Source organism: Candidatus Amarolinea dominans, assembly GCF_016704685.1.
GTDB lineage: Bacteria > Chloroflexota > Anaerolineae > SSC4 > Amarolineaceae > Amarolinea > Amarolinea dominans.
Map to the genome: position 1 here is coordinate 1 of NZ_JADIZS010000041.1, position 23678 is coordinate 23678.

Here is a 23678-nt window from a genome sequence, read left to right on the forward strand (position 1 = left end):
GAACTACTACGTTGGACAAGTTAGCTGGGTTGCGCGAGCGCAATCTGAATGACTCGGAAGCACGAACAAGAAAATGCACCCTGGAGAGAGTCCCAGCCCAACAATCGTCTTCCATGCCGACGCCCATGACGCATCTCCCGGCCATCTTCTGTACGCACACGGCGAGCGACGGTCCGCTCGAAGTACGAGATCTTCGGGCGCTGCCCTGTCTGGGCGAGCGCGTATCGAAATCACTTTCGCTGAATGGGGCGTTTCGGGGCCGTCGGGGAGGTAACACATAGCGGATAAAACTGGCGCGGGTTGCGATCAGGTCAAGCGGCAGTCGAATGTTGCTGCCCTGGTTGCATGTCAACGCTTGCAGGACGAGTCGTTTGGCCTCAACCGGACCAATACGCGTCATCGGCATCCCGTCCCTCTCCCCAGAACTCCACGTATTTCTGCAAAGCCATGAACGGAGTTTCACGCGGAAGTGGGTAATGTCTTTGAGCGCGCCGTCCCACGGTGGGTTGTAATCCAGCAAGAAACTCATCCCCTGAACCTGGGTGCGCTGCATGTCGCGATACCAGAAATGATGATGACCACCTGCGAGCGGTTGCCATGAAAAGGCATCGAAAAAGGCGTCCGGCTCCTGTGTCTGGGGCTGTATGGCGGGAGTTTCGCCCACTGCTTGCAGCGCCACGCCGCGCCCGCTCGCGCTCGGCGCCTTCGGCCAGGGGAGCTTGCGCGACTGCCCCACGCAGCGGCGGCAGATGTCCCCGGCTGCGCAGCCGAGCCGGCTAAGATGATCGAGCCGTGTCTGCGCCTGAGCCTGGCGCGACCTGGTAAGCCTTGAGCAGCGTAGCAATCAGATTGACGGACGAGACGCCCTTGCTCAGCGCGTCAAGTTCACCTTGCAGAGCCGCGTCGTCTCCCTGTGGCCAGGCCGGATCGCCCCACAAAGCGTTGAGGCGTTGGGGAAGCAGCGCGGCAGGCGGCAGATTGAGCATCCCCCGCATCTTCTTACTGTGCTTTGTGTCGTGACGACTCATGGATCGCTCCTTATACTTGTAGCCACCAAAGTGGCCGCATTCTATACAACGTATTTCAGGGCGTCAAGTCTGACCCTATTATAACACAACGCCCGCCCGTAACTACTCAAGCATCCTATGCCGACTACAGCCGCCGAATGAATTCGGGCCGCACGGGCGTGGCGCCGACCCATTGACATAGACCCCCCGATTGCTGTACAATGGGGATAATGGTGTACGATTGCCCCGATGTTGCGGGACCACAAAGGCGTGTTCTCCCCACACGGAGGTGGGCCTATTGGCCTGCTTTCACGCGCTGATCGCGGACACCGTGCCTGAGACGGGGCGCCCGGTATGCGCGGCGAAAAACGCGCTGTGACCTGTCCCCGGCACGTCCCCGGAGGTCGTATGTGATGATCACAGTCAGACCCATGCGGCTCTTGCCCCGGTCACCTCCCCTGGATGTGACCGAGGTTCTCCTCCTTGTCGTTGTGTTCGCCGTGCCCGTGGCCGTGGTTCCCTGGGCGAGCAACGCCTTCGAGCTCCCCAAAGCGGCGCTGCTGTGCTTCCTCGTGTTGATCCTGGCGGCCCTGGGCCTGGGACAATTCCTGATCGCGGACCGCCAGCGCCGGCTGCGCTGGCGCGCCGGATGGCGCCACCCTCTGCTCTGGCCCGTTGTGGCCTTCAGCCTCGCGCTCGTGCTCGCCACGCTCCAGTCAACCAACCTTCTGGTCAGCCTGCGGGGTTCTTACGAGCGCCAGCAGGGTCTGCTGACCCAGCTCGCCTATCCCACTCTGCTCCTGCTGACCGTACCGCTCCTGCGCACCCGCCAGCAGATGGCGCGCCTGTGGGAAGCCCTGGTGTGGACCAGTGCGCCGGTCGTGGCCTACGGCCTGCTCCAGGCCCTGGGCGTTGATCCCCTGGGCTGGCAGACCGACGCGACCTCGCCTGTGCTTTCAACCCTGGGACGCGCCAATTTTCTTGGCTCCTACCTTGTCCTGATGGCGCCCTTGACCGGGGGGCTGCTGCTCATCAACCGCCGGCGCAGCCTGCTCGCCCTGCTGCTGCTTGGCCAATTGACCTGCCTCGCGCTGACGCTGGCGCGCGGCGCGTGGATCGGCCTGGCCGCGGCCCTCTTGACCTTGGCGCTGGCCTGGGCCTGGCACACCGGCCAGCGCCGGCTGGCCGCGATGGCCCTCGGAACAACACTCCTGCTCCTCGCCCTGCTCGTCCTGCTCAATCTGCCCCAGCGCCCCCTCGGCTCGCTGGCCGACCTTCCCGGCCTGGACCGCCTCGCCAGCTTGAGCGATACCCGCGCCGGCTCGAGCGCGGCCCGCCTGACCATCTGGCGGGCGACCTTGCCCCTGCTGCAGGCCCGCCCCTGGCTCGGTTACGGGCCGGACACCATGCGCACGACCTTTGCCGCGGTCTATCCACCGCAACTGGTCTATTACCAGGGCCGGCAGACGGTGGTGGACCGTGCCCACAACCTGTGGCTCGACCTGGGCATGAGCGCGGGGCTGCTGGGTCTGCTGGCCTTTACCGCAGTGCTGGCAGCCTTCATCCGCATGGCCTGGCGTGCATTGCGCGCGGCGTGCGATCGCTGGACGGCCGCCGCCTGGACTGCGCTGCTGGCCGCGGTGACCGGGCACCTGGTGGATCTGCAGGTGAGCTTCGACGTCACCGCGACCGCTGCCACCTTCTGGCTGATGCTGGCGCTGGCCGCGGCCCTGGGCCGGCCGGGTGGTCTACCGGCGACGGCTAAGCCCGTCAGCCAGGGTAATCAACCCGGCGCCCGCGCGACCGGTCCGGTGGGCTACCTGCTGGGCGGTATCGCCCTGGCCCTGGCCATTCCCCTAACCGTGCAACCTGTGCTGGCCGATCTGGCTCACTGGCAGGCGCAGCAGTCGCGCCAGCCGCTGACCGCCCGCCTCGAGGCGGCTGAACGGGCAGTGCGGCTCAATCCGGCCGAGCCAACCTACCGCCTGACATTAGCGGCCGTCGCCGTGCAGCGAGGCGACTGGAGCGCGGGCGAGGCTGCCGCGCGGCAGGCCGTGGCGTTGGCGCCTGACGACGCGGTCGTCTGGGCTGCGCTGGGCGACCTGGAGGCGCGCTGGGGCGCGCTGGATTCCAGCCGCCTGGCGATCGCTGAGCAGGCCTACCAGGAGGCCAGCAGACGCGCGCCCACGATCGCGGCCTACCACACCGCGCGCGGGCTGATCCTGGTGCAGCAAGGGCGGTTGGCAGCCGGCACGACTACCCTGCAGCGCGCGATTGATCTGGATGCCACCGATGGCGTGGCCTACGCCTACCTGGGTGATGCCTGGCTGGCCCAGGCGCAGATATTCGAAGCCCTGGCCGCGTATGACCAGGCAATCCGTTGGCTACCCACTCTGAGCCGGGCCTATGTGGGCCTGGCCCGTTGTTATGAACAGCTCGGGAATGTGGGGGCCGCCGAGGCGATGTGGGCGCGTGCGCGACAGCTCGCCGAGGCGGTCCCTTGAGGAGGAAACTCATGAGAACGCACGCTTCGTTGATGGTCGTATTGATCGTCGTCTTGCTGGCCGCGAGCCTGGGTGGTGCCGGGGTCGTCTTTTCCGATCCATTGATCCCAGGAGCGGTTGTGGCCGGCAAATTCAACTACCAGGGACGTCTGACAAGCCCCAGCGGTTTGCCCCTGGATGGGGTCTTCCCCATGCGCTTCCAGGTCTACGATGATGCCGCGGTGGGGGTTCTGCGTTGGGACAGCGGCGTGGTGAATGTCACTGTGGTCCGCGGCCTGTTCAACGTCGGTCTGGGCGTTAATCCGACCGACTTTAACGGCACGGCCTTGTGGCTGCGACTGTACGTGAACGGCGAATGGCTCTCCCCGCGGCAGGAACTGGCGCCGGTGCCTTACGCGTTGAGCCTGCGCCCGGGCGCGCAGATTCGCGGGGAGCCGACCGCCTGGTCAGGCTGGGTACTCAATGTCACCATGGACGGCGCCTATCCGCAAGCCGGCGCGGTGACCGGCGTGGCCGCGACGGGGTCGGCCGTGCGCGGTGAGTCATCCGGCGGCCTGGGGGTGTATGGCTACACCCAGGATGGATACGCAGTGTACGGTCGGGACACGGGAACCAGCCAGGCGCGTGGATACGGCGGGTACTTCGCCAGCGACAACGGCGTCGGTGTGTACGGCTACAGCGCGGCCGATCGCTATTACAACAACACCCAGGCGCCCGGCGTCTACGGCCGCAGCCTCAACGGCGTCGGCGTCTATGGCGTGGGCGAGACCACGCACGAAGGAGTGCGCGGGGAGAGCGTTGACGGCCAGGGATTGCATGGCGTGAGCACGAACGACGCCGGCGTGTATGGGTATAGTACCAACGACATCGGCGTCTATGGCCGCACGGGCGGCAGCACGGGCGCTGATGCCGGCGTCTATGGCTTGGCCGGCGCCGGCGCCTATGGGGTCCACGGTTATCAGAGCGGCGCCAGTTCTGGGCTGGGCAGTTTCGGCGAGACCCAGGGCACAGGAGCGGGCGCCTCCGGTCTGAGCTCGAGCAGTGGGAATGGCACGTGGGGCTACAGCGCGAATGGCAATGGTTTGGCCAGCATGACGGCCCGCGCCGACAACAACTACGGGCTGTACACCTATGACAACCTCTACTCGCTGAACATCCACTCCTTTGGCGCGGCCATGCAGGTCGTACAGAACGGCGATCAAGGCTCCCTTGAGCAGGGAGATGTCGTCGCCATCGCCGGCCTGGGGGATTCGCCGGTGGACGGCGTGCCGCTGCTGCGCGTGGCCAAAGCCAGCGAGGCCAACAGCACGGCCGTGATCGGCGTGGTCTATTCCACGTACGCGGCGGCCTGGCTGGCGGACCCGGCCGCGGTGGATCCGACAGGGGCGACCGGTCGGGCCGAACCGATTCCGCCTACGGGGCCGGGGCCGGTTGCGCCCGGGGACTATCTGTTGATCGTCGTGCGCGGCCCGTGCCTGGTCAAAGCGAACGCGGCCGCGACCCCGATTCAGGTCGGGGATCTGTTAGCCAGCAGCAGCCTGGCCGGCCACGCCGCGCGCGCGGCGCGGGTCACGGTGGATGGAGTGCAGCTCGCCATCCCAGGCACGGTCTTCGCCAAGGCCCTGGCGCCCCTGGCCGCGGGTCAAAAACTGGTGGCGGCTTACGTCACGTTGCAGTAGGAGGAGATCATGACGACTCAACGTTCGATGGTGGTCCTGGTCCTTGTGCTGCTCGTCGTGGGCAGCTCTGCGCTGATGGGTCAAGCCCAAACCTCGACCACCTACGACCTGACCTGGCACGTGATAGGTGGGGGTGGTGCGCCGATCAGCTCGGCGAGTTATCGGGTCAACAGCACGGCCGGCCAGGGTGCGGCCAGCCCGCCGGCCGCCAGCAGCGCCAGCTACGTCGTGAGCAGCGGCTATTGGCGCTGCGCCGTGGCGGGTGATGTCAACGACAATGGCGTCGTTGACATGGACGACATTCAGGCCGTCGCCAGTGCCTGGGGTGACATCCCCGCGCCTGGTTACGCCGATCGCGATGGCGACGGGGATGTGGATGTCGTGGACATTCAGCAAGTGACGGCCCATTGGGGAGAGGTGTGCTAGCAGCCAGCACCTGGACGTGGTCTACAGTATCACACTCCCGGAGTGAAGACGCCGTATTGGCTGGTCACTTCCCGAACAAGTTCGGGACTCCCGGTTCGCCTGCAGTTTCGTCGTGATCGGCGCGGTTCAGGATCGCGCCGCACGCGCCGCAGAAGGTGAACTGGCTGGGGATGTGGTCTGCGCCGCAGGTCTGGCAGGTGCGCAGCGGCGGGCCCCAGTAGAACTCCGGCGCCTCGTCGTTGGCCCAGGCGGCGCGTAGTTGGGCGTAGTCTGGCTGGCGTTTTTCGTCGAAGGCGCTCATCCCCTCGATCGTCTCCGGCGAGCTGTTGTGAATCGCCAGCCAGTCCGCGCCATGACCGATGGTCAGGTGCCAGGAAAGGTCGCGCCAGAAGTTGAGCTGCTGCTTAGTGTAGCGTGTCCCTTCCGGGAATTTGTTGACCAGTTTCACGCACAGGCGCTCGACGGCCGCGTCCAACTCCTCCCGCGGCACCACTTCGTTGACCAGGCCCCATTGCAGCGCTTTGGCCGCCGGAATCTCCTCGTTCAGGAAGAGGATTTCACGGGCGCGGCGCTCGCCCACCATCAGGGGCAGGAACTGCGTGGCGCCGGCCAGGGCGACGGAGCCGCGGCTGGTGCCCACCTGGCGCAGGTAGATGTCGTCGGCCGCGATCGCCAGGTCACAACTGAGGTTGAACTCGTTGCCGCCGCCCACCACGATGCCATTGAGTCGAGCCACGATCGGCTTGCCCAGGTTGCGCATCAGTTCATGGGTGGCGATGAACTCACGCATCCATTTGTAATAATCGCGCGGGCGTTCACGAAACTGCTTCTGCTCCTGTAGATCGGCCCCGCTGCAGAAGGCGCGCTCGCCCACGCCGGTCAGCACTACCACGGCAACGGCATCATCCCACAGCGCGTCCTTGAACGCGATCTGCAGTTCCAGCAGCATCGCCAGGTTGATGGCGTTCAGAACCTGCGGCCGGTTGAACGCGACCCAGGCCACGTAGTCGCGCTTGCTGTACTGAATGGCCTTGAAATCGAAATGACTCGGAACTTGACCCACGAATGTGCGCATGGTGATTCTCCCCCCGGAAATAAGTGTTGCAAAGTGCAGAGGGCGCTCAGCGTTCCTCTCCCAGCGTTTTGCACTTGGCGCTATTCCTCGTTCCTCTATTCTCCCCGCAGCGCGTCGGCGGTGACCATGTTGGCCTGACGCCAGGCTGGGTAGATGCCCGCCAGCAGCGCGGCCAGCAGCGCGACGCCAAACGCCTGCACGAATGTGGCGGGGCTGAGCTGTAGCTGCAGTGTCCAGCCAAACGAGCGCAGGTTGATGACATAAATAAGCACCAGGGCCAATGCCAGGCCGGCCGGCAAGGCCAGCAAGCCCGCGGTGCCGCCCATCAGCCCGGTCTCCAACAGGGTCAGGCCCCAGAGCTGGCGCCGCGTCAAGCCGCTGGCGCGCAGAATACCCAGCTCGCGCGTGCGTTCCAGTTGCAGGGAGAGGAGCGCGCTCAGCACGCCAACAAAAGCGACCACCGTCGCCAGCAGTTGCAGCGCAACCGTGATGGCGAAGGCGCGGTCGAACACCTCAAGCACGGCGCGGCGCAGGGCGGCATTGGGATTAATGACCAGTGCTTCCTGATCGGCAAAGCGGGCGCGCAGTGTCTGCACCACGGCATCCACCGAACGCCCCGGCTGTACGTAGAGCGCCACTGAGTTGACTGCGGTATCCTTCCACAGGCGGCGATAGACGGCGTCATCCATGATGACCGTGCCGGCGCCGGCCGCGTAGTCGTAGTAGACGGCCGCAACGGGAAACTCGTGCAGCCCCTGATCGCTCAGCAGGCGCAGGGTGGCGCCGCGCCCCTGGTTGGGCAGCCCGCGCAGGTTGATGAATGGCTCCGAGACGATGACCGCGCCCTCTCGCACCTGCCGCCACAGCTCGGCCGCATTGGCTCCGGACGACCACAGGTAGCGCCGCTGACCATCGGAGATGTCGCCTGAGACGGCCACCACCGCCACCTGACCCAGGTCGGGCGAGCTGACGGTGACACTGCGCGCGGTCTCCACGCGGCGCAGGTCTGGCTCTTGCGCCAACGCGGCTGCCAGGCCCGCGGGCAGCGCGGTTGTCACCCGCGTGGCGGTCAGTGTGGGCGGGGAGACGAAGATGTCGGCCTGCAAGGTGGCGCCCAACCAGTCCTCGACCGTGCTGCGAAAGCTGGAAATCATGAGGCTGACGCCGATGATGACCGAGACGGAGACCATCAACGCGGCGATGGCCACCGAGGTGCGGCTGAGCGAGCGCGCAACCGTGCGCGGCGCCAGGCGTCCCAGGTAGCCAAACAGGCGACTGGAGAGCGGCGTCACCAGCGCCATCAGCACCAGGGTCACGCCGGGCGTGAGCAGCGCAAAGGCCAGCACCATCAAGAAGAGACCGGCGAAATTGAGCACGAGCGAATCCTGCGGCAGCCAGAGGAGCAGCACACTGACCGTCGCCAGCCCCAGCCCGGCCAGGGTCAGCCAGGGCAGGGAGCGCCGGATTTTGCTCTCGATGACGGAGCGTCGAAAGGCGCTGACCGGCGGTACGCTGGTGGCCTCCAGGGCCGGCCCGGCCGCGGCCAGCAGCGCGGCGGCCAGGCCGATCACCAGGCCCTTGAGCAGGCTGAGGAGCGGCACATCAACCGTGCGCACGTTGACGACGAAATAGAGATCGTTGATCGTCTGCGTGACCAGGGCCACGGCGGCGCGGCCGAGGATCACGCCCAACCCCAGGCCGAGCAGGGTGCCGATGAGGCCCAATGCCAGCGCTTCGATGAGGACGATGGCGAAGATTTCCCCGCGGGTGACGCCCAGGGCGCGCAGGGTGCCCAGCACCGGTCGCCGCTGAATGACCGAAAATGAGACGGTGTTGTAGATCAGGAACATGCCGACGACCAGGGCCAGCAGGCTGAGTGCGGTCAGGTTCAGCTCGAACGCGGAGGTCATCTGCTCGATCGCATTGGCGCGGGCGGCGGCCGGTTCGATGGACACGCCGGGCGGCAGCATGACGCGCAGGCGATCCAATTGGGCCGCGTCAGTGGCCGGGACGATCAGGTCAATGTGACTCAGGCGCCCGCGCATGTCCAGCAGTTCCTGCGCGGTGGCAATGTCGGTCAGAATCAGGCCAGCGAGGGCGCGGCGGCTGATGTCGTCGCTGGGGCGAATCAGGCCCACGATCTGCACCGGCTTGATCTGCGCGCCGATGCGCAGGTCGAGGGTATCCCCACTGCGCAGGCGATAGCTTTCGGCCAGGCTTTCCGATAGCAGCACGGTGTTGGGACGGGTGAGGAGCGCGGTCAGGCTGTCGAGCGGCACGCGTTGGGCGTTGGTGGTCAAGTAGGTGCGAAAGGGCGCCTCGGCAAAGGGGTCTACACCGAGCAGACGCAAGGGCTGGCTATCGAGCGTGGGCACGATCACGTAGCCTTCGACGATGGGCGCGCTGTCGCGTTGACCCAACTCCACGCGCAGTTGGCGATAGACGGCCTCGTCCAGGCCGGTCGGCCCGCCCAGCACTTGATGGGTGGCCTTGCCGGCCACGGTGTCGGTGGAAAGGCGAAAGGCGCGGCCGGCGCTGCCGTTGGCCAGGTCAATCGCCACCATCATGGCGACTCCCAGGGCGACCCCCACGATGAAGAGCGCACTCTGCCAGCGCCGACGCGCGATGTGGCGCAGGCTGACCCGAACGAGAGAGCGCTGGCGATTTTCTACGAAAACATTCCTCACTTCTCACCCCTCACTTCCCTCACTTCTCACTTCTCACTCTTCTCTATCACCTGCCCGTGGACGATGCGAAAGACGTGATTGGCCTGGCCGGCCACTTCCATTGAATGGGTTGCCATGATGAGGGTGCGACCGGTCTGGCGCGTCAGTTCCAGCAGCAGGGCCAGCACGCTGCGGCCGGTGTCCTCGTCCAGGTTGCCGGTCGGCTCATCGGCCAGAATGAGGGTTGGATTGGCGGCCAGGGCGCGGGCAATGGCCACGCGCTGCTGCTCCCCGCCAGAGAGGCGATCGGGGTAGGTGTGGGCGCGGTTGGCCAGGCCCACGCGTGCCATCAGATCGCGCACGCGTGCCAGCGCCTGGGCGGCCGGCCAGTTGTTCAGCTCCAACGTCAACAGGATGTTCTCCTGCACGGTCAGCGTGGGTATGAGGTTGAAGAACTGGAAGACGAAGCCGACATGCTGGCGTCGGAACAGGGTGCGCTGGCGTTCGGGCAGCCGGGTGACAGGCACGTCATTGATCCAGATCGTGCCCGCGCTGGGGTCGTCAATGCCACTGATGAGGTTGAGCAGCGTGCTTTTGCCAGAGCCGGACTTGCCCAACAGCACGGTGAATTCTCCCGCGCGCAGGTCCAAATTGACATCGTGCAGGATGACATGGCGCTCGCCGGCTTCTTCATAGTGCTTGCTCACCCCCTGCAAGCGCACGATGGGCACAGGCGCGGTCACGGGCGCGGCGGCGGTCGGGTGTCTGTCGGTTTGGGCGAGCGGTGGGATCAGCGTTGGCATGAGCAACCTCCAGGATGCGCCTGTCGCGGTGATGCGTTTCGATGGCAGGCTGAGTCATTGGACGCCGCGCCGCGGCGCTCGGTCACGCGCACAACGTCTTACTGCTCCAGAGGATGGGCAACGCCACCGCAGGCATCGCCCCAGTGAACCGCGGTCTCCTGCACATCCAGCACATCATTGGCGCCATCGAAGTTATTATCCAGGTGCATGCTGTAGCCGCTGTCCGGCCACGTGTTGCCCCACAGGTCGGCCGCCTGCTGCACATCGAACACATCCACCACTTGGTTTTGATCAAAATCCCACGGCAAAAGACATCCCTGGTTGCTGAGAACACTGACGGCGCCGAACTCGAGATAGTACAGGCGCCCGTCCGGGCCAACGCTCAGGTCGGTTGGGCAGGTAACGCCATCCACCACCACGGCGCTGCCCGGCGCCAGCGCGTCGAAGCGGGCCGAGGCAAATGGGGCATGGTACATGGCGTAATCACGGTTGGCGCACCAAATCAGGTGATGGCGCCAGGCGGGAATGGTCGTGCTGTTGAACAGTGTGATGCCCACGATGCCGATCGGGTCCGGATGGACGTAGATCGGCTCCTCGTAGGGCCGCGGCAGCGCCACACAGTCGAAATAGCTGGTCGCGCTGTAGGGCCAGCCATAGTTGTGTCCAGCCAGGATCCAGTTGATCTCGTCGTTGCAACCGGGACCGTTTTCGGTGGCAAACGCGAAGTTGGTCACGCTATCGAAGGTGAAATCCCAACTGTTACGCAGACCGCAGGCCCACACGCGGCGGTCAACGGGGCCGGCCGCCTGGGCTGCGTCACACAACGGGTTGGGGGCGGGGCGTGCGGCGTTGGGTTCGGCCAGAAAAGGCGGGCGCACGTCCAGACGCAGCATCTTGCCCTTGGGCGTAGCCAAATTCTGGCTGTGACCGCCATTGCAGCCGTAATCGCCGATGGTGACGTATAAATAGCCGTCGGGGCCGAAGTGCAGGTTGCCGCCGTGGTGCCAGGCACAGTTCAAGTCAGAGCCGGTGCGGGGCACGTCGAGCAAGACCAACGGCGCGGTCGCCGCGCCGTTGGCTTCGGTAAAACGCACCAGGCGATTGCTGATGACGCCCTCGTTTTCCACGGAGTAGTAGAGGTAGACATACGGTTGCGTGGCGTACAGAGGATCGAACACAATTCCGACCAGGCCATGCTCCACCGCCGAGAGCACCACGCCCGACAGATCGAGCCAGACGGTGGCCGCGCCGCCGCCCACAGCCATCTGGTACACCCAACCTTCTTTGGTGTTCACAAACAGGCGCCCGTCCGGCGCCCACACCATCGCCGTCGGATAGCCGGTGGGCCAGGCGCCATAGGTTTCAATGGTCACATCCGGGGGCAGAGGCTCGGCATGGGCCGGTAACAACGGTGCGAGCAACAGACTGAGAAACCATGCCGCCAAGCAAGCGGTTTTCAGTTGACGACTCATTCTCATCTCCAGAGCTGCAAGTAGGGGCGCACCCTTGCGGCCGCCCACGCGGGCAGGCGCAAGGCGTTGCAGTATAGCATGACGCGCCGCGATAATGAAAATAATGAAATCAGTCATGTAGACGAGGAGAGAGACGGTTTTTACGTCTTGCCAAAACATGGTATGATAGCCGATGTCGTACTCCCGGATTGTGATCGGCTGTCGGCCGCTGTTTGTCTCTCTGCTCCCGGTCCAATTTATCCTGAGCTTATTCTGCCCTGAAAGGTTTGTCATGACCAATGCCGGGTACTATCGCTTCCCCACGCTGCACCGCGAGACGGTGGTTTTTGTTTGCGAAGATGATCTGTGGATGGTGCCCGTTGCCGGAGGAACGGCGCGGCGCCTCACATCCAACCCGGGTCAGGTGGCGACACCCGCGCTGTCACCCGATGGCGCCTGGGTCGCGTTCATCGGTCGCGATGAGGGCCATCCCGAAGTTTACGTGATGCCGGCCACGGGCGGCCCGGCCCGCCGCCTGACCTACCTGGGCGCCAATACGCGCGTCGTCGGCTGGACGCCCACTGGCGACGCGGTCATCTTTGCCAGTGATACCGGGCAACCCTTTGCCCACTTTTCCTTCCTCTACGCGGTGGCACGCGAGGGCGGGGAACCGCAACGCCTGCCCACCGGCCCCGCCCTGAGCATCTCCTATGGCCCGACCGGGGGCATGGTCATTGGCCGTAACGCCACGGACCTGGCGCGCTGGAAGCGCTACCGCGGGGGCTTGATCGGCGATCTGTGGATTGACCCAACCGGTCAGGGCGATTGGCGGCGCCTGCTACAAGTGCAGGGCAATGTCGCCTTGCCGCTCTGGGTGGGCGAGCGCATCTACTTCGTGTCCGATCACGAAGGCATCGGCAACCTCTACTCGTGCCTGCCGAGCGGCGCGGACGTGCGGCGGCACACGCATCACGGCGACTACTATGTGCGCCATCCGGCCACCGATGGACAGCGCATCGTCTACCATGCTGGGTCCGAGCTGTACGTCTTTGACCCCGCCACGGACCAGACTCAGCCGATTCCGATCGTTTTCCATAGTTCACGCGCGCAGCGCAATCGCAAGTTCGTGGATGCAGCGGAGTACTTGCAGGACTACGACATCCACCCCAAAGGCTGGGCCGTGGCCCTTACGACACGCGGCAAACCCTTCGCCATGGCCAACTGGGAAGGCGCTGTCTTTCAATATGGGCAAGCCAACGGCGTGCGTTATCGCCTGGCAGCCTGGCTGGCCGATGGTGAGTGGCTGGTGGTGGTCAGCGACGCCAACGGTGAGGATGCCCTGGAAATCTACAAGGGCGACAAGGCCGGCATTGCCGAAGCGCGCCTGGAAGGCATGGACATCGGGCGCCCCTTGAGACTTGCGACCTCGCCGCAAAAGAACATGGTGGCCCTGAGCAATCATCGCAACGAGCTGATCGTGGTTGACCTCGATACGCGCACGATGCGCGTCTTAGATCGTAGTCGCCAACGCCCCATTCGAGGCCTGGCCTGGTCGCCGGATGCGCGCTGGCTGGCCTATAGCTTTTCCGATACGCAGCAAACCTCCATTATCAAACTGGCCCTGCTGGAAACCGGCGAGACCTGGGCGGCCACCAAACCTGTGCTGCGCGATGTCGGTCCCGCGTTCGACCCTGACGGCCGTTATCTCTATTTTCTCTCCTACCGGGAATTCGATCCGGTGTACGACAATCTACACTTCGATCTCAACTTCACCTGGGGGATGAAGCCCTACTTGATCACGCTGCAAGCCGGACTGCCTTCGCCGTTCATCCCGCTACCGCGGGCGCCGGGCGAAAAGGCCAGCCGGCCGGCCGCGCCGGAGCCGCGCCCAGCGCCGCCGGCCGCCCCCCCGGCTGACGGCGAGGCTGCGCCAGCGCCGCCGGCCGCCCCCCCGGCTGACGGCGAGGCTGCGCCAGCGCCGCCGGCCGCCCCCCCGGCTGACGGCGAGACTGCGCCAGCGCCGCCGACCGCCCCTCCGGCTGACGGCGAGACTGCACCAGCCGACCCTGCAACCGCTGAGGCTGATGCGACCGCACCGGAGGTCAAGACTGCACCGGAGGCCAAGACTGCACCGAAGACCGAGACCGAAGGTGAAGAACCGCCGCTGCGTGTGCAGATTGACCTGGAAGGTATCAGTGAGCGCGTGATCGCCCTGCCAGTGCCCACGGGGCGTTACCACCGGGTGCGCGGCATCAGCGGTAAAATTCTCTTCTCCTCCTATCCGGCGGAAGGCACTCTGGGCAACGGCGCCGGCTATAGCACCGCCCCCGCGGCCAAGGGACGCCTGGAGGTGTACGATCTGGAAGATCAGCGGCAGGAGGTCCTGGTGGACGGCGTCAGCGATTTCGAGATCTCACACGACGGCAAGACCATGATCTACCGGGCGGGCAATCACCTACGCGTCCTGAAGGCCGGGGACAAGCCCGAAGGCAACTCCGGTGGCACTACCCGACGCGGCGGCTGGCTCGATCTGGATCGCGTTCGCCTGTCGGTGGAGCCGCACGCCGAGTGGGAGCAGATGTACCGCGAGGCGTGGCGCCTGCAGCGCGATCATTTCTGGACCGAGGATATGTCTGGCGTGGATTGGCATGCGGTCTATGCACGCTATCTGCCCCTCCTGCAACGCGTGGCCACGCGCAGCGAGTTCTCGGACCTGATGTGGGAAATGCAGGGCGAGTTGGGCACTTCGCACGCCTATGAGTACGGCGGCGACTACCCACCAGAGCCGTCCTACGACCAGGGCTTCCTGGGCGCCGATTTCCGTTACGATGACACGGCTGACAATTACGAGCTGATGCATATCGTCAACGGTGATGTTTGGGATCACGCCAACAGCGCGCCCTTGCAGCGCCTGGGCATCAATCTCAAGGTGGGAAATCGGCTTGTGGCCGTCAATGGCCGCAAGGTGGGACGCGAGAATCCACTGGGCGAGATGCTGGTTTACCAGGCAGGCAACGAAGTCTTCCTGACCTTCGAGCGCCAGGGCGCGGAGACCCCAACCATGTTCTCAATCAAGACGCTGCACTCCGAATTTCGCGCGCGCTACCGGGAATGGGTGGAAACCAATCGGCGCCGCGTGCATGAAGCCACGGAGGGCCGCGTCGGTTATGTACACATTCCCGACATGGGCGCCCGTGGCTATGCCGAATTTCACCGCGGCTACCTGGCCGAGATAGACCGCCCAGGCCTGATTGTGGATGTGCGCTTCAACGGCGGCGGCCATGTCTCGCAGTTGATCCTGGAAAAACTGGCGCGCCGGCGCTTGGGTTATGATGTGTCTCGTTGGGGCACACCGGTGCCCTACCCCCGCGAGTCGGTCATGGGGCCAATGGTCGCGATTGCCAACGAGCAAGCCGGGTCCGACGGTGACATGTTCTGCCACGCCTTCAAACTGATGAAACTCGGCCCCCTGGTCGGTAAGCGCACCTGGGGCGGGGTCATCGGCCTGACCTACCGCGACTCCCTGGTAGATGGCGGCATCACCACGCAGCCTGAATTCTCCTTCTGGTTCGAAGATGTGGAATGGGGCGTCGAGAATTATGGCACCAATCCCGATATCGAAGTAGAAATACGCCCGCAAGACTATCTGGAGGGACATGACCCGCAGTTGGCGCGCGCGCTGCAGGAAATCATGCAGACCCTGAGTGACCATCCACCCACGATGCCTGATTTTGGCAAGCGACCCAAGCTGCCGCTGCCCATACTCTCACCCCTCACCATACCCTGATCGCACCATCGCACGCCGTTGATCGCAAAACCGGGCTTTTTTGTCGAAGCCCGGTTTTTTGTGCCCTGACAACGTTAGACAAAGATTTTACGTTGTGTCCAATCTGTGTTATACTGATGTCTATGATTTGTCTATACAGACGCGTGGATGAGGTGTAACATGACTGAAATTTTTCGGGCAGAGGATTACCAGAATCACCCGTTGTACAACATCAAAGCGGTTGAGCAGGCCACCGGTTTGACGGCTGCCACGCTGCGCGCGTGGGAGCGACGATACGAGGTGTGCGAGCCGCAGCGTAGTGAAAGCGGCTACCGGCTATACTCAGAGCGTGACATGGCCGCGCTGCACTGGCTCAAACGGCGGGTGAAGGATGAAGGCCTCTCGATCAGTCAGGCGGTAGCTGTGCTGCAGATGCACCGGGGAGCGAGCAACGGCACTGCGGCGCCCGCGGTCATGCCCGCGCCGCAGGTTGATGCCGAACCTTCCGCGCAGATTGATCTGTGCCATCAGTTGATCCGGGCGCTGCTCGCCTTCGATGAGAATCACGCCGACCACATCCTGAGCGAAGCGTTCGCCTTGCACGGCGTCGAATCGGCCTGCGAGCTTGTCATCGCACCGGCCTTGGTGGAGATCGGCGACCGCTGGCATCGCGGCGAAGTGAGCGTGGTGAGCGAACACTTTGCGTCTCACTACGTGCGGCGCAAGCTCGAATCCATGGTCAATGTGACGGCGGTGCATGAGGCTGGGCCAATGCTTATCCTGGGTTGCGCGCCCGGCGACTGGCACGAAGTCGCCCTGGTGCTGCTGGCCTTCTTCCTGCGCCGCCAGGGCTACCGCGTGATCTACCTGGGCCAGAATGTGCCGCTGGAAAACCTGGTGGCCGAATTGGAGCGACTGCATCCGGCCATGGTCATCATGTCTGCGACCACCGACGAAACGGCCGCGGCGCTGGTGCAGGTGTCACAGGTGGTGGCGACTCTGCCCTCGCCGCGACCGCTATTTGGTTTCGGTGGCCGGGCATTCAATCGAAACGTCAGCCTGCGCGCACGCGTGCATGGCTCCTTTTTGGGTGAAACTGCAGCCAGCGCCATCCACCGCGTGCAGGCACTACTGAACCCACCCGCGGCCAATCCGGGGTAGGGGCATGGCCTTGCGCCTGCCCGCGTGGGCGACCGCAAGGGTGCGCCCCTACACCTGGCCCTGGAGAGATGCCCGGCACGCCCGTCACTTTCCATGATTCTACTCGTCGCCATTTAGGAATGGTGGGTGATTTTGCACAGCACAGTCAGCGCCATACTTCAGCAAACATGGCAACAGCCTTCGCGGCTGTTCGGGAAAGGGACAAAAGATCGCCATGCGCGACCTGATCATTCAGATTCTGCTCGACAACGCACCGTGGTCAACACCCGATAACAAGCGCCTGGATCGCCCCGGTATGCCAGCCTGGATGGTGCCCAACGGTCTGCTCATCCGTCACCCGGACGGTGGGTTGATCTTTCTGCCTGCCACAGAACTGTTGGAAATGTGGCAATATGACGACCTGATGATGATTGACGCTGTGCCGGCAATGTAACCTGCGGCGCCCGCGGCAACCGATAGAAGCTACGTTCACATTAAGACTTGATGAGAGGTCGCCCAACGATGGCCCAAATAGCCGTAACATGCGTACTACAGGGTAAGACACTCACATTTACGCATGAGGTCAGTGCGCCGATTTGCGCGGGTTGGTGTATAATGAGACCGAGAGATGTATTTAGGACTACAAATGGCCACACGCCATTCGCGCAAAACACGATCGGCCATAGTGCTCTTGGCGGCGGGAACATAGGGGAGACATTGTGTCATCATGATTAAGAATGCAAAACAGCCATCCCTGGCACAAGTGCTGGCGCACCTACCTGATGAAGATCCGGCATTTGGTCAGGTCATCACCATCGCCAACTATCGTCGCCATGACGTCATCGCGACGCCACGCGATTTGGACCAGAAACTGCATATCCTGATGGACGGCCGTGCCCAATTGGTGTGTACCAATTCTGAAGGGCGCCGCTTGGTGTTGGCTACCCTCGAAGCAGGCGCCATCTTTGGTGAAGGCGCCCTGATTGACGGCGCGGCGCCTGCAGCCTTTGCCGAGGCCATGAGCGATTGCACGATCTGGGTGTTGCCACGTGCGGATGCCCGCATCATGACCGTGCGCTACCCCATTTTGGGTTGGGGCCTGCTGCAAACCTTCGGCAAGCGCCTGATGCAGGTGGAATCACACCTGGAGGATGTGGCTTACAAGAAGCTGCCGGAGCGCCTGGCCGCGCTGCTGCTGGAACTGGCCGACAAGAATGACACCATCACCGGTACCAGTCACCAAGCCCTGGCCGACCGTCTGGGTACTTATCGCGAAACGGTCAGCGCGATCCTGCGCACCTTCAAGCGCGAGGGCTGGGTGGATCTGGGCTACCGCCGCATCCGCCTGCTGGATGTGCCCGCGCTGGAACTGGCCGCTAACACCTACTAACATGATGGGGTTCTCAGGTCAGTTTTTCATCACAGGCGTGGGCCAGGCCGCAGTGTTGACAACGCACGGCTTCTTCATGTGAGCGCGCGACGTTGACAGACTGACGGTCAGCGCGCATGGCGCTCAAGATTTCCAGGAGTTGAGCTTTGAGCGCCGGCGTATACGGAATGCGCAGCGTCACCGGGTCGCCGCTTGCCCCCTGCCCCGCGCCAGGCCGACCGGCATAGTGCAACAGGCCAAAAGCGGGCGCAACGTGCCAGGTCTCTTCGACCAACAGGCAGTAGGCCGCCAATTGTAGAATATGTCCCGGATAGGGCTGCGCCGGCCGGCGCCCGGACTTGACCTCAACCGGGACCGGTGCCGCGCCAGCCGCCACCAGGTAATCCGGCTTACCCACCAGGCCGAACTGACGGCTGATGAGCGGACGCTCCTGGCGCTGCCAGGCCCCCGTGTCGCTGTAAACCACCTCGCCGCTGGGCAAACCGCTGGCAGCCCGCACTTGGTTGCCCAGGCGCAACAGCCACCAGCCTGCAAGCAGAGCCACCAGAAAAGCAATCAGGAGAAGAAGCACCGTAGAACCTCAAGAACCTCTGCGCCGCGTCACGGCCGGCGCCGCGGTCACAGTTGCAGGCCGCCGCCGCCGAACGGCAAGATGATCGCCGGCACGCCCTCCGGTTGCCACGTGCTGAACCAGGCGCTGTCCTCGGGCTTCAGCCGGATGCAGCCACGCGAGGCCGGGTAGGTGCCGATGGATTCGATCTGTTGATAGACTTTGTTGCCCTGGTTGTCGCGCACATAGGGCGCACCGTGGATCAGGATCGAGCCGTTGCTGCGGAAGAGGAACCAGCCTTCGTCCGCAAACACCCCAAACGATGAGAAAGTGCCCCAGTACACGCCCACGTAGCCGTTCCAGGCCGGTGTGCGCGTCTGTTTTTCAGGGTCGCCTGTACTGACCGGGAACAGGCGGATCGCGCCCCGTTCCGCGACGATCATCTGCTGCAAATCCTGGTCAACCACGATGAAACGACCCCCCGGGTCATAACCATAACTGCGCACCAGGGTCGCCAGTTCATCCGTGACGCCAGGCGCCGCGGCCGCAGTCGTCACGGGCGCCGCTGTCGGCGTTGCGGTCGGCAGGGGGGTGTCGGTGGGCAGAGGTGTGGGCGGCGTGGGCGTCGCGGTAAATTCTGGCGCGACGGTCGGGGTCTTGGTGGGAGTGGGCGGCAGGGACGTGGCGCGACCCAACAGGGCCATCAGCAGCCCCGGTTCTTGCGCGCCAGGCCCACTGACGCCGGCGTTCACCGCCAACGCGCCGAGCAGGGTCACGGCCACCAGCAGGAGCCACAAACCCATTTTGAGTGTGCGGCGCCGGCGTGGCGGCGCGGACGTCACCATGTCAGTTTCGTTCATGATCCTCGTGTCAGGGTAAAGAGAAATGCGAGAAATGCGAGTAGGGCCGCGACCAGCAAGATGATGCCAACCTGACGTGCGCGGGCGGCCCAGATCACGCGCCGGCCATGCTGGCGATGCACCCGCGTGCCAGCGTTCATCTCCCCCACGTTCGTGGAAGGGACATCCAGGACACGCGCCAGCCACCAGGCGCGCTGGCAAAAGACATATTGACCGATGTCACTGGCGCGGATCAGCCTATCCTGGCTCATGCGACTCATCACCTTCCGGCTGACCTTCGCCATCTGCGCCAAAATCCACGTCGCTGAACGCGGTCGCCAGGTTGTTGACGCCCAGGCGCTGCTCGAAACTGTGCAGGGCGGCGCGCATCTGGTCTTGACGCACGGCCACGGTCAGGTCGCCGCGCGTGCGTTCCAACACGCCGCGCACCGTGTCGGTGTGACGGCGCAGGCCGCCGGTAATCGCATCGGGATAATCGAGCGCGATGAGGTGCGAGTAGACATCATCCATGATGTCGAGATAGCGCTCGGCCTCGGCCACCTCCCCGCGACGCACCAGGTCAAGCGCAAAGCGGCGCAGCTCCGTGGTGGCCTCAGCCAGGCCGCGCAGGTAGGTGGCGCCAACCACGTGCAAGTCCAGGGGAGTGGGCAGCGGCGCCGCAGTGACGAACGCCACCACCAGGAACGCTTCAGTCACCTCTTTGAGCGCGTCCTGCGTGTAGCCCGCGTAGTACAGGTCCTGATGCACGGCCAGATCGGTTACCATTTCCGCGGCGGCCGCCTGCGCAGTTTGCAGCAGACGCTGCGCCTCGTCGAATTCATGGCGGTGCGCGGCGCGGATCGCGTGCGCGCAGTAGCGAATCAGCTCGCGCGAGCGGCGCAGCGTCAGATAGCGCGCGTCGTTTTTCAGAGTCAGTTCGGCCTCGATGGCCGCAATCGTTTCAATCAACATGACAGAATGTCCCCTGGGGTCATCCGCAGATCGTTGCGGTTGCCCTGTGTCGGCAATGCGCCGCCTGATTATAGTCGGATTAGGGGTCTCGTGCAAACGAACGGAACGAGGCGTCCCCGGAGGGTGAGCCAAATTCACTCCTCGCGCCGGCGCACGAAGCGAAAGCCGCCGCCCCGCTCCACCTGTATGACGTGTCCGCGCCAGCGGATGCGCTGTGGCGAGAGCAAGGCCACCAGCAGTTGCAGAGGGAAGATCAGTTGCAGTACGATCACCAGCCAGAGGTGCCGCCAGGGAGTGGCCGTAAACAGGTAACAGCCGTTGAGGTGGGCAAAGCTCAGCAGGCACAGCAGAAAGTAGGCCAGCACCAGGCCCAGGTTGAGCGCCGTGGGTTGCGCAAACAGCCAGGCCACCGCGAGCAGCGGCGCCACGGCCGGGACCAGCGCGACGCCGCAGAGAATCGCCACCTGCCGCGGGCGCAGATGGCGCAGGAGCGATTCACGCGGGAAGATGAACCAGCGTTGCATCAGGCCCAGGTAGTGACGCGCGTCGGTGACGTGGATGCTGATGGCATGACGGAGCGGGGTTTGCACCAGGCGGTGACCGGACGCAACCACGCGCTGCGCCACGGCAAAATCGTCCGCCAGCCACGTCTCCAGCCCATCGAAGCCGCCCAGTGCCTCGAGCAACGGGCGCCGCAGGGCGTAGAACATGCCGTTGATGGTGAAGGGCGCGCTCAGGGTGGTGTAGGGGATGTAGGTCAGCAGGCTGTTGCTGTTGACGAAGATGGCAATCAGGCGCGACCACAGATTGTCAAAATGGACCTGGTAGGGCAGGCCAAAGACCAGGCCCACCCCCGGCTGATCGAGAAAAGGCAAGCACTGCTCCAGCCCGTCGTCCGGCAGCATCGTGTCATCATCGAGCACGCAGACCACCTCCCCGCGGGCCGCGGCCAGGCCCTGGATCAGCTTGACGATCTTGGGATTTTGACCCTGCGCCGGCCGCGGGAGCAGCAGCAGGCGCACGGTCTGCCCCGGAAAGCGCGCTTGCAGCGATTGACAGATGGCCTGCCCCGCGGTGTCCGTGTCATCCAGCAGCCAGATGAACTCGCGCGCCAGGCAACTGCGCGCCTGCAGGTTGGCCGCCAGGCATGCGGCCAGGGTGGGGTCCCCGCTCAGGATCGGCTGTAGAATGCTGACCAGCGCCGGCGGCCGCGTCAACCGCGGCCGCGGCCGGCCGAAGAAGTACACCACGGCCACGTGTTTCCACAGCCGATCCAGGATCAGAAGAAGTAGGAGCACGAGGGGTTTTACCTTTCGTTTTTGAGATTACAGGAAATGCCCTCGTGCCCCTACCTGGCCGCGCCGCCGCGCTGGATGCGCCAACGCTGCCCGCGCCACTCCACCTGGTCATCGGCCAGGAGAGCGCCCAGCACCTGGAACGGCGCGATCAGCGCGGTCAGCAGCAGATAGGGCCAGTGACGCCAGGGCGTGGCCGCGCGGTAGAAGCGCCGGTCAATCCAGGCCATCAGCGCGGCGAACAGCCCCAGGCTGATGCCGCTCGCCAGCGCCGCTGACCGGCGCCGTGTCAGCAGGGCGAGCAGCGCCAGCAGCCCGGGGATCAGATTGCCCACTGATGCGAGCAGCGAAACCAGGCGCTGACGTGGGGTCAGCAAGGGCAGCAGATTCTGGCGCGGGAAGATGAACCAGCGCTTCATCTGCCCGGCGTAGGCCCGGCGCGTGGCAAAGTGATTCTCGATCCGGTAGATGAGCGGCGTTTGCACGCAGCGCAGGCCGATGCCTTGCAGGCGCCAGGCCAGCATGTGGTCATCGCCGACGTGCAGACCCAGGCCGTCCAGGCCGCCGGCCGCGGCAAAAATCTCACGGCGCAGGGCAAAGCAGTGACCGGTGATGGTGTACGGATCGCTCAGGTAGGTCAACGGCACATAGCTGGGCAGCGCATTGGCATTGACGAACGCGCTCATCAGGGCCGACCCATGATTGCTCCAGTCGGTGTAGCAGGCCAGCCCGAAGACGGCGCCCACGCCGGGTTGATCGAGATAGGGGAGCAGGGTCTGCAGCGCGTCAGGCGGCAGCAGCACGTCATCATCCACAAAGCACAAGACAGCGCCGGTGGCGTGAGTCAGGCCGGCCAACAGCTTGGTCACCTTCAGCGCCACACCGGCGGCCGTGTCGGGCGCGGCCAGGATGATCTGCGCGTCCAGCCCTGGGAATTCGGCCAGGTGCGCCCGGCAAACAGCCTGTGACTCCGCATCCTCACGATCGCAGATCAAGAGTAACTGCACGCGGCCGTCGTAGTGCAAGCGAGCGCGGGCCGCCAACACCGCCGCCAGATTGCTGGCCCCCTGCGTCACCGGCTGCAGCAGGGTAACGGCGGGCCAGGCGGCCGTGCCGCGCACCGGCGCGGGCCGCCGGAAGAAGTCCCACAGCGCCAGCGCCTTCAAGCCGCGCTCCGCCGCATACAAGAGCAGCAAAAGCCGCGCCAGGCGATCAACCCACATCATCTGATACTTCCTCTGATACTTTCTCTGATCGCCCACGATCATGCGTCCTGCGGCGGGCGGGCGCTCATCATGCGCTGCCAGCGGTGGCGCTGCGTATGCAGGCCGCGGCGCACCAGCCCCGGCGCGAGGGCAAAGAGCCGGCGCAGCGCCTGCTCTCCCACGCCCCAGGTCACCTCGCGCTGTCCTTTGTAAAGCGCCTGCACGATGCGCTCGCCGGCCGCCTCTGGCGCATCCAGGTGAAAGCCCGGCACGCCCGACGCGGCCGCCATGCCGGCGGTCATGGCCGTGCGTACGCCAGGCGGGTAAGCCATGAGGATTTGCACCCCGGCCGGCTCCGCCTCGTAGCGCAGCGCCTCTGCGAAGCCGCGCAGGCCCATCTTGCCGGCCGCGTAGAGCGCGGCGAACGGCTGCGGGACAAAGCTCATACTGCTGCCGATGAAAATCAAGCGCCCGCGTTGCGCCTGTAGATCCGCCCAGGCCAGGCGCGTCAGCTCGATGGGCGCCAGCAGGTTGATGGCGATGGCTTGCGCCACTTGAGAAGCGGGCTGTGCGTGCAATGCGCCGCCGGCCAGCAAACCCGCGTTGTTGACCAGGATGTCCAGTGGCCCCCAGGCGGCGCGCACACTGGCCAGGAGAGCCGCGCGCTGCGCCGGATCGCTCAGGTCAGCCGGCGCAACCAGGGCGGCGACGCCCAGGGCTTCGATTTCAGCGGCCACGTGCTGCAAGGGCTGTGGCCGGCGGCCGCACAGCGCCACGTTTACACCGCGCCGCGCCAGGGCCTGGGCGATGCCGCGGCCAATGCCGGCGCCGCCGCCGGTGACAAGGGCATAGGGCATGAGGCTTACCTTTCGTTCTTGAGATTGCCCGGGGATGCTCAGGCGGCCCCCAA

The 23678-nt window shown here is 64.8% G+C and carries 20 protein-coding genes; 7 read left to right on the forward strand and 13 right to left on the reverse strand.

Annotation, left to right across the window (positions count from 1 at the left end):
* Nucleotides 1-679 (reverse strand): hypothetical protein (locus IPF85_RS20670; protein ID WP_343409954.1); only part of this gene is annotated, 679 nt, incomplete at its 3' end.
* A gap of 97 nt (nt 680-776) precedes the next feature.
* On the reverse strand, nt 777-1028 hold the full coding sequence (locus tag IPF85_RS20675) for a hypothetical protein (RefSeq protein ID WP_343409955.1): 252 nt from the start codon (nt 1026-1028) through the stop codon (nt 777-779).
* Nucleotides 1029-1420: 392 nt separating this feature from the next.
* On the opposite strand from IPF85_RS20675, the gene IPF85_RS20680 reads away from it, so the two are divergent.
* Genes IPF85_RS20680 through IPF85_RS20690 form a run of 3 tightly spaced genes read left to right on the forward strand, consistent with a single transcriptional unit; the run spans nt 1421 to nt 5616 of the window.
* A complete protein-coding gene (locus IPF85_RS20680; protein ID WP_343409956.1) occupies nt 1421-3511 on the forward strand; it encodes an O-antigen ligase family protein in 2091 nt (696 codons plus the stop codon).
* 11 nt (nt 3512-3522) lie between these two features.
* Nucleotides 3523-5190, forward strand: a complete 1668-nt coding sequence (locus IPF85_RS20685) for a hypothetical protein (RefSeq protein WP_343409957.1) — start codon at nt 3523-3525, stop codon at nt 5188-5190.
* Nucleotides 5191-5199: 9 nt separating this feature from the next.
* Nucleotides 5200-5616 carry a hypothetical protein gene (locus IPF85_RS20690; RefSeq protein WP_343409958.1) on the forward strand — a complete coding sequence of 139 codons (417 nt, stop codon included), beginning with the start codon at nt 5200-5202 and terminating at the stop codon, nt 5614-5616.
* Nucleotides 5617-5680: 64 nt separating this feature from the next.
* Here the strand turns inward: IPF85_RS20690 and IPF85_RS20695 are convergent, their stop codons facing one another.
* The 4 genes from IPF85_RS20695 to IPF85_RS20710 all read right to left on the reverse strand — a co-directional run bounded on the left by IPF85_RS20695 (nt 5681) and on the right by IPF85_RS20710 (nt 11632).
* Nucleotides 5681-6691, reverse strand: a complete 1011-nt coding sequence (locus tag IPF85_RS20695) for an enoyl-CoA hydratase/isomerase family protein (protein WP_343409959.1) — start codon at nt 6689-6691, stop codon at nt 5681-5683.
* Nucleotides 6692-6786: 95 nt separating this feature from the next.
* The gene (locus IPF85_RS20700; RefSeq protein WP_343409960.1) at nt 6787-9378 is read right to left on the reverse strand and encodes an FtsX-like permease family protein; all 2592 of its coding nucleotides are present in this window, start codon (nt 9376-9378) and stop codon (nt 6787-6789) included.
* A gap of 26 nt (nt 9379-9404) precedes the next feature.
* Nucleotides 9405-10160: an ABC transporter ATP-binding protein gene (locus IPF85_RS20705; RefSeq protein ID WP_343409961.1), complete on the reverse strand. Its 756-nt coding sequence runs from the start codon at nt 10158-10160 to the stop codon at nt 9405-9407.
* 98 nt (nt 10161-10258) lie between these two features.
* Complete coding sequence (locus IPF85_RS20710; RefSeq protein ID WP_343409962.1) at nt 10259-11632, reverse strand: PQQ-dependent sugar dehydrogenase; 1374 nt, start codon at nt 11630-11632, stop codon at nt 10259-10261.
* A 271-nt stretch (nt 11633-11903) separates the two neighbouring features.
* Between IPF85_RS20710 and IPF85_RS20715 the strand changes: the two genes are divergently transcribed.
* From IPF85_RS20715 to IPF85_RS20730, 4 genes are all read left to right on the forward strand, one after another.
* A complete protein-coding gene (locus tag IPF85_RS20715; protein ID WP_343409963.1) occupies nt 11904-15398 on the forward strand; it encodes a S41 family peptidase in 3495 nt (1164 codons plus the stop codon).
* A gap of 159 nt (nt 15399-15557) precedes the next feature.
* Nucleotides 15558-16538: a B12-binding domain-containing protein gene (locus IPF85_RS20720; protein WP_343409964.1), complete on the forward strand. Its 981-nt coding sequence runs from the start codon at nt 15558-15560 to the stop codon at nt 16536-16538.
* A 214-nt stretch (nt 16539-16752) separates the two neighbouring features.
* Nucleotides 16753-16971 carry a hypothetical protein gene (locus IPF85_RS20725; protein ID WP_343409965.1) on the forward strand — a complete coding sequence of 73 codons (219 nt, stop codon included), beginning with the start codon at nt 16753-16755 and terminating at the stop codon, nt 16969-16971.
* Between the two features lie 273 nt (nt 16972-17244).
* Nucleotides 17245-17907: a Crp/Fnr family transcriptional regulator gene (locus IPF85_RS20730; protein ID WP_343409966.1), complete on the forward strand. Its 663-nt coding sequence runs from the start codon at nt 17245-17247 to the stop codon at nt 17905-17907.
* A 13-nt stretch (nt 17908-17920) separates the two neighbouring features.
* Here IPF85_RS20730 and IPF85_RS20735 read toward each other — a convergent pair whose 3' ends face one another.
* The 7 genes from IPF85_RS20735 to IPF85_RS20765 form a co-directional block, all read right to left on the reverse strand.
* Entirely contained in the window at nt 17921-18478 is a 558-nt protein-coding gene (locus tag IPF85_RS20735) for a PD-(D/E)XK nuclease family protein (protein WP_343409967.1), read from the reverse strand.
* A 47-nt stretch (nt 18479-18525) separates the two neighbouring features.
* On the reverse strand, nt 18526-19317 hold the full coding sequence (locus tag IPF85_RS20740; protein ID WP_343409968.1) for a L,D-transpeptidase: 792 nt from the start codon (nt 19315-19317) through the stop codon (nt 18526-18528).
* Entirely contained in the window at nt 19314-19568 is a 255-nt protein-coding gene (locus IPF85_RS20745) for a hypothetical protein (RefSeq protein ID WP_343409969.1), read from the reverse strand. Before IPF85_RS20745 ends, IPF85_RS20740 begins: the two co-directional genes overlap by 4 nt.
* Nucleotides 19555-20268 carry a haloacid dehalogenase gene (locus IPF85_RS20750; RefSeq protein WP_343409970.1) on the reverse strand — a complete coding sequence of 238 codons (714 nt, stop codon included), beginning with the start codon at nt 20266-20268 and terminating at the stop codon, nt 19555-19557. The genes IPF85_RS20745 and IPF85_RS20750 overlap by 14 nt, the downstream gene beginning before the upstream one ends.
* Nucleotides 20269-20402: 134 nt before the next feature.
* Complete coding sequence (locus IPF85_RS20755) at nt 20403-21566, reverse strand: glycosyltransferase (RefSeq protein WP_343409971.1); 1164 nt, start codon at nt 21564-21566, stop codon at nt 20403-20405.
* 50 nt (nt 21567-21616) lie between these two features.
* Nucleotides 21617-22789: a glycosyltransferase gene (locus IPF85_RS20760; protein WP_343409972.1), complete on the reverse strand. Its 1173-nt coding sequence runs from the start codon at nt 22787-22789 to the stop codon at nt 21617-21619.
* 38 nt (nt 22790-22827) lie between these two features.
* A complete protein-coding gene (locus IPF85_RS20765) occupies nt 22828-23625 on the reverse strand; it encodes an SDR family NAD(P)-dependent oxidoreductase (RefSeq protein WP_343409973.1) in 798 nt (265 codons plus the stop codon).
* Nucleotides 23626-23678: the final 53 nt, after the last annotated feature.

Excerpts from the sequence above, each read along its gene's own strand:
- IPF85_RS20715 (WP_343409963.1), top strand. The coding sequence starts at position 11,904 with ATGACCAATGCCGGGTACTATCGCTTCCCCACGCTGCACCGCGAGACG.
- IPF85_RS20690 (WP_343409958.1), top strand. The coding sequence starts at position 5,200 with ATGACGACTCAACGTTCGATGGTGGTCCTGGTCCTTGTGCTGCTCGTC.
- IPF85_RS20720 (WP_343409964.1), top strand. The coding sequence starts at position 15,558 with ATGACTGAAATTTTTCGGGCAGAGGATTACCAGAATCACCCGTTGTAC.
- IPF85_RS20760 (WP_343409972.1), bottom strand. The coding sequence starts at position 22,789 with ATGATGTGGGTTGATCGCCTGGCGCGGCTTTTGCTGCTCTTGTATGCG.
- IPF85_RS20725 (WP_343409965.1), top strand. The coding sequence starts at position 16,753 with ATGCGCGACCTGATCATTCAGATTCTGCTCGACAACGCACCGTGGTCA.
- IPF85_RS20680 (WP_343409956.1), top strand. The coding sequence starts at position 1,421 with ATGATCACAGTCAGACCCATGCGGCTCTTGCCCCGGTCACCTCCCCTG.
- IPF85_RS20745 (WP_343409969.1), bottom strand. The coding sequence starts at position 19,568 with ATGAGCCAGGATAGGCTGATCCGCGCCAGTGACATCGGTCAATATGTC.
- IPF85_RS20740 (WP_343409968.1), bottom strand. The coding sequence starts at position 19,317 with ATGAACGAAACTGACATGGTGACGTCCGCGCCGCCACGCCGGCGCCGC.
- IPF85_RS20730 (WP_343409966.1), top strand. The coding sequence starts at position 17,245 with ATGATTAAGAATGCAAAACAGCCATCCCTGGCACAAGTGCTGGCGCAC.
- IPF85_RS20710 (WP_343409962.1), bottom strand. The coding sequence starts at position 11,632 with ATGAGTCGTCAACTGAAAACCGCTTGCTTGGCGGCATGGTTTCTCAGT.
- IPF85_RS20685 (WP_343409957.1), top strand. The coding sequence starts at position 3,523 with ATGAGAACGCACGCTTCGTTGATGGTCGTATTGATCGTCGTCTTGCTG.
- IPF85_RS20765 (WP_343409973.1), bottom strand. The coding sequence starts at position 23,625 with ATGCCCTATGCCCTTGTCACCGGCGGCGGCGCCGGCATTGGCCGCGGC.
- IPF85_RS20705 (WP_343409961.1), bottom strand. The coding sequence starts at position 10,160 with ATGCCAACGCTGATCCCACCGCTCGCCCAAACCGACAGACACCCGACC.
- IPF85_RS20750 (WP_343409970.1), bottom strand. The coding sequence starts at position 20,268 with ATGTTGATTGAAACGATTGCGGCCATCGAGGCCGAACTGACTCTGAAA.
- IPF85_RS20675 (WP_343409955.1), bottom strand. The coding sequence starts at position 1,028 with ATGAGTCGTCACGACACAAAGCACAGTAAGAAGATGCGGGGGATGCTC.
- IPF85_RS20695 (WP_343409959.1), bottom strand. The coding sequence starts at position 6,691 with ATGCGCACATTCGTGGGTCAAGTTCCGAGTCATTTCGATTTCAAGGCC.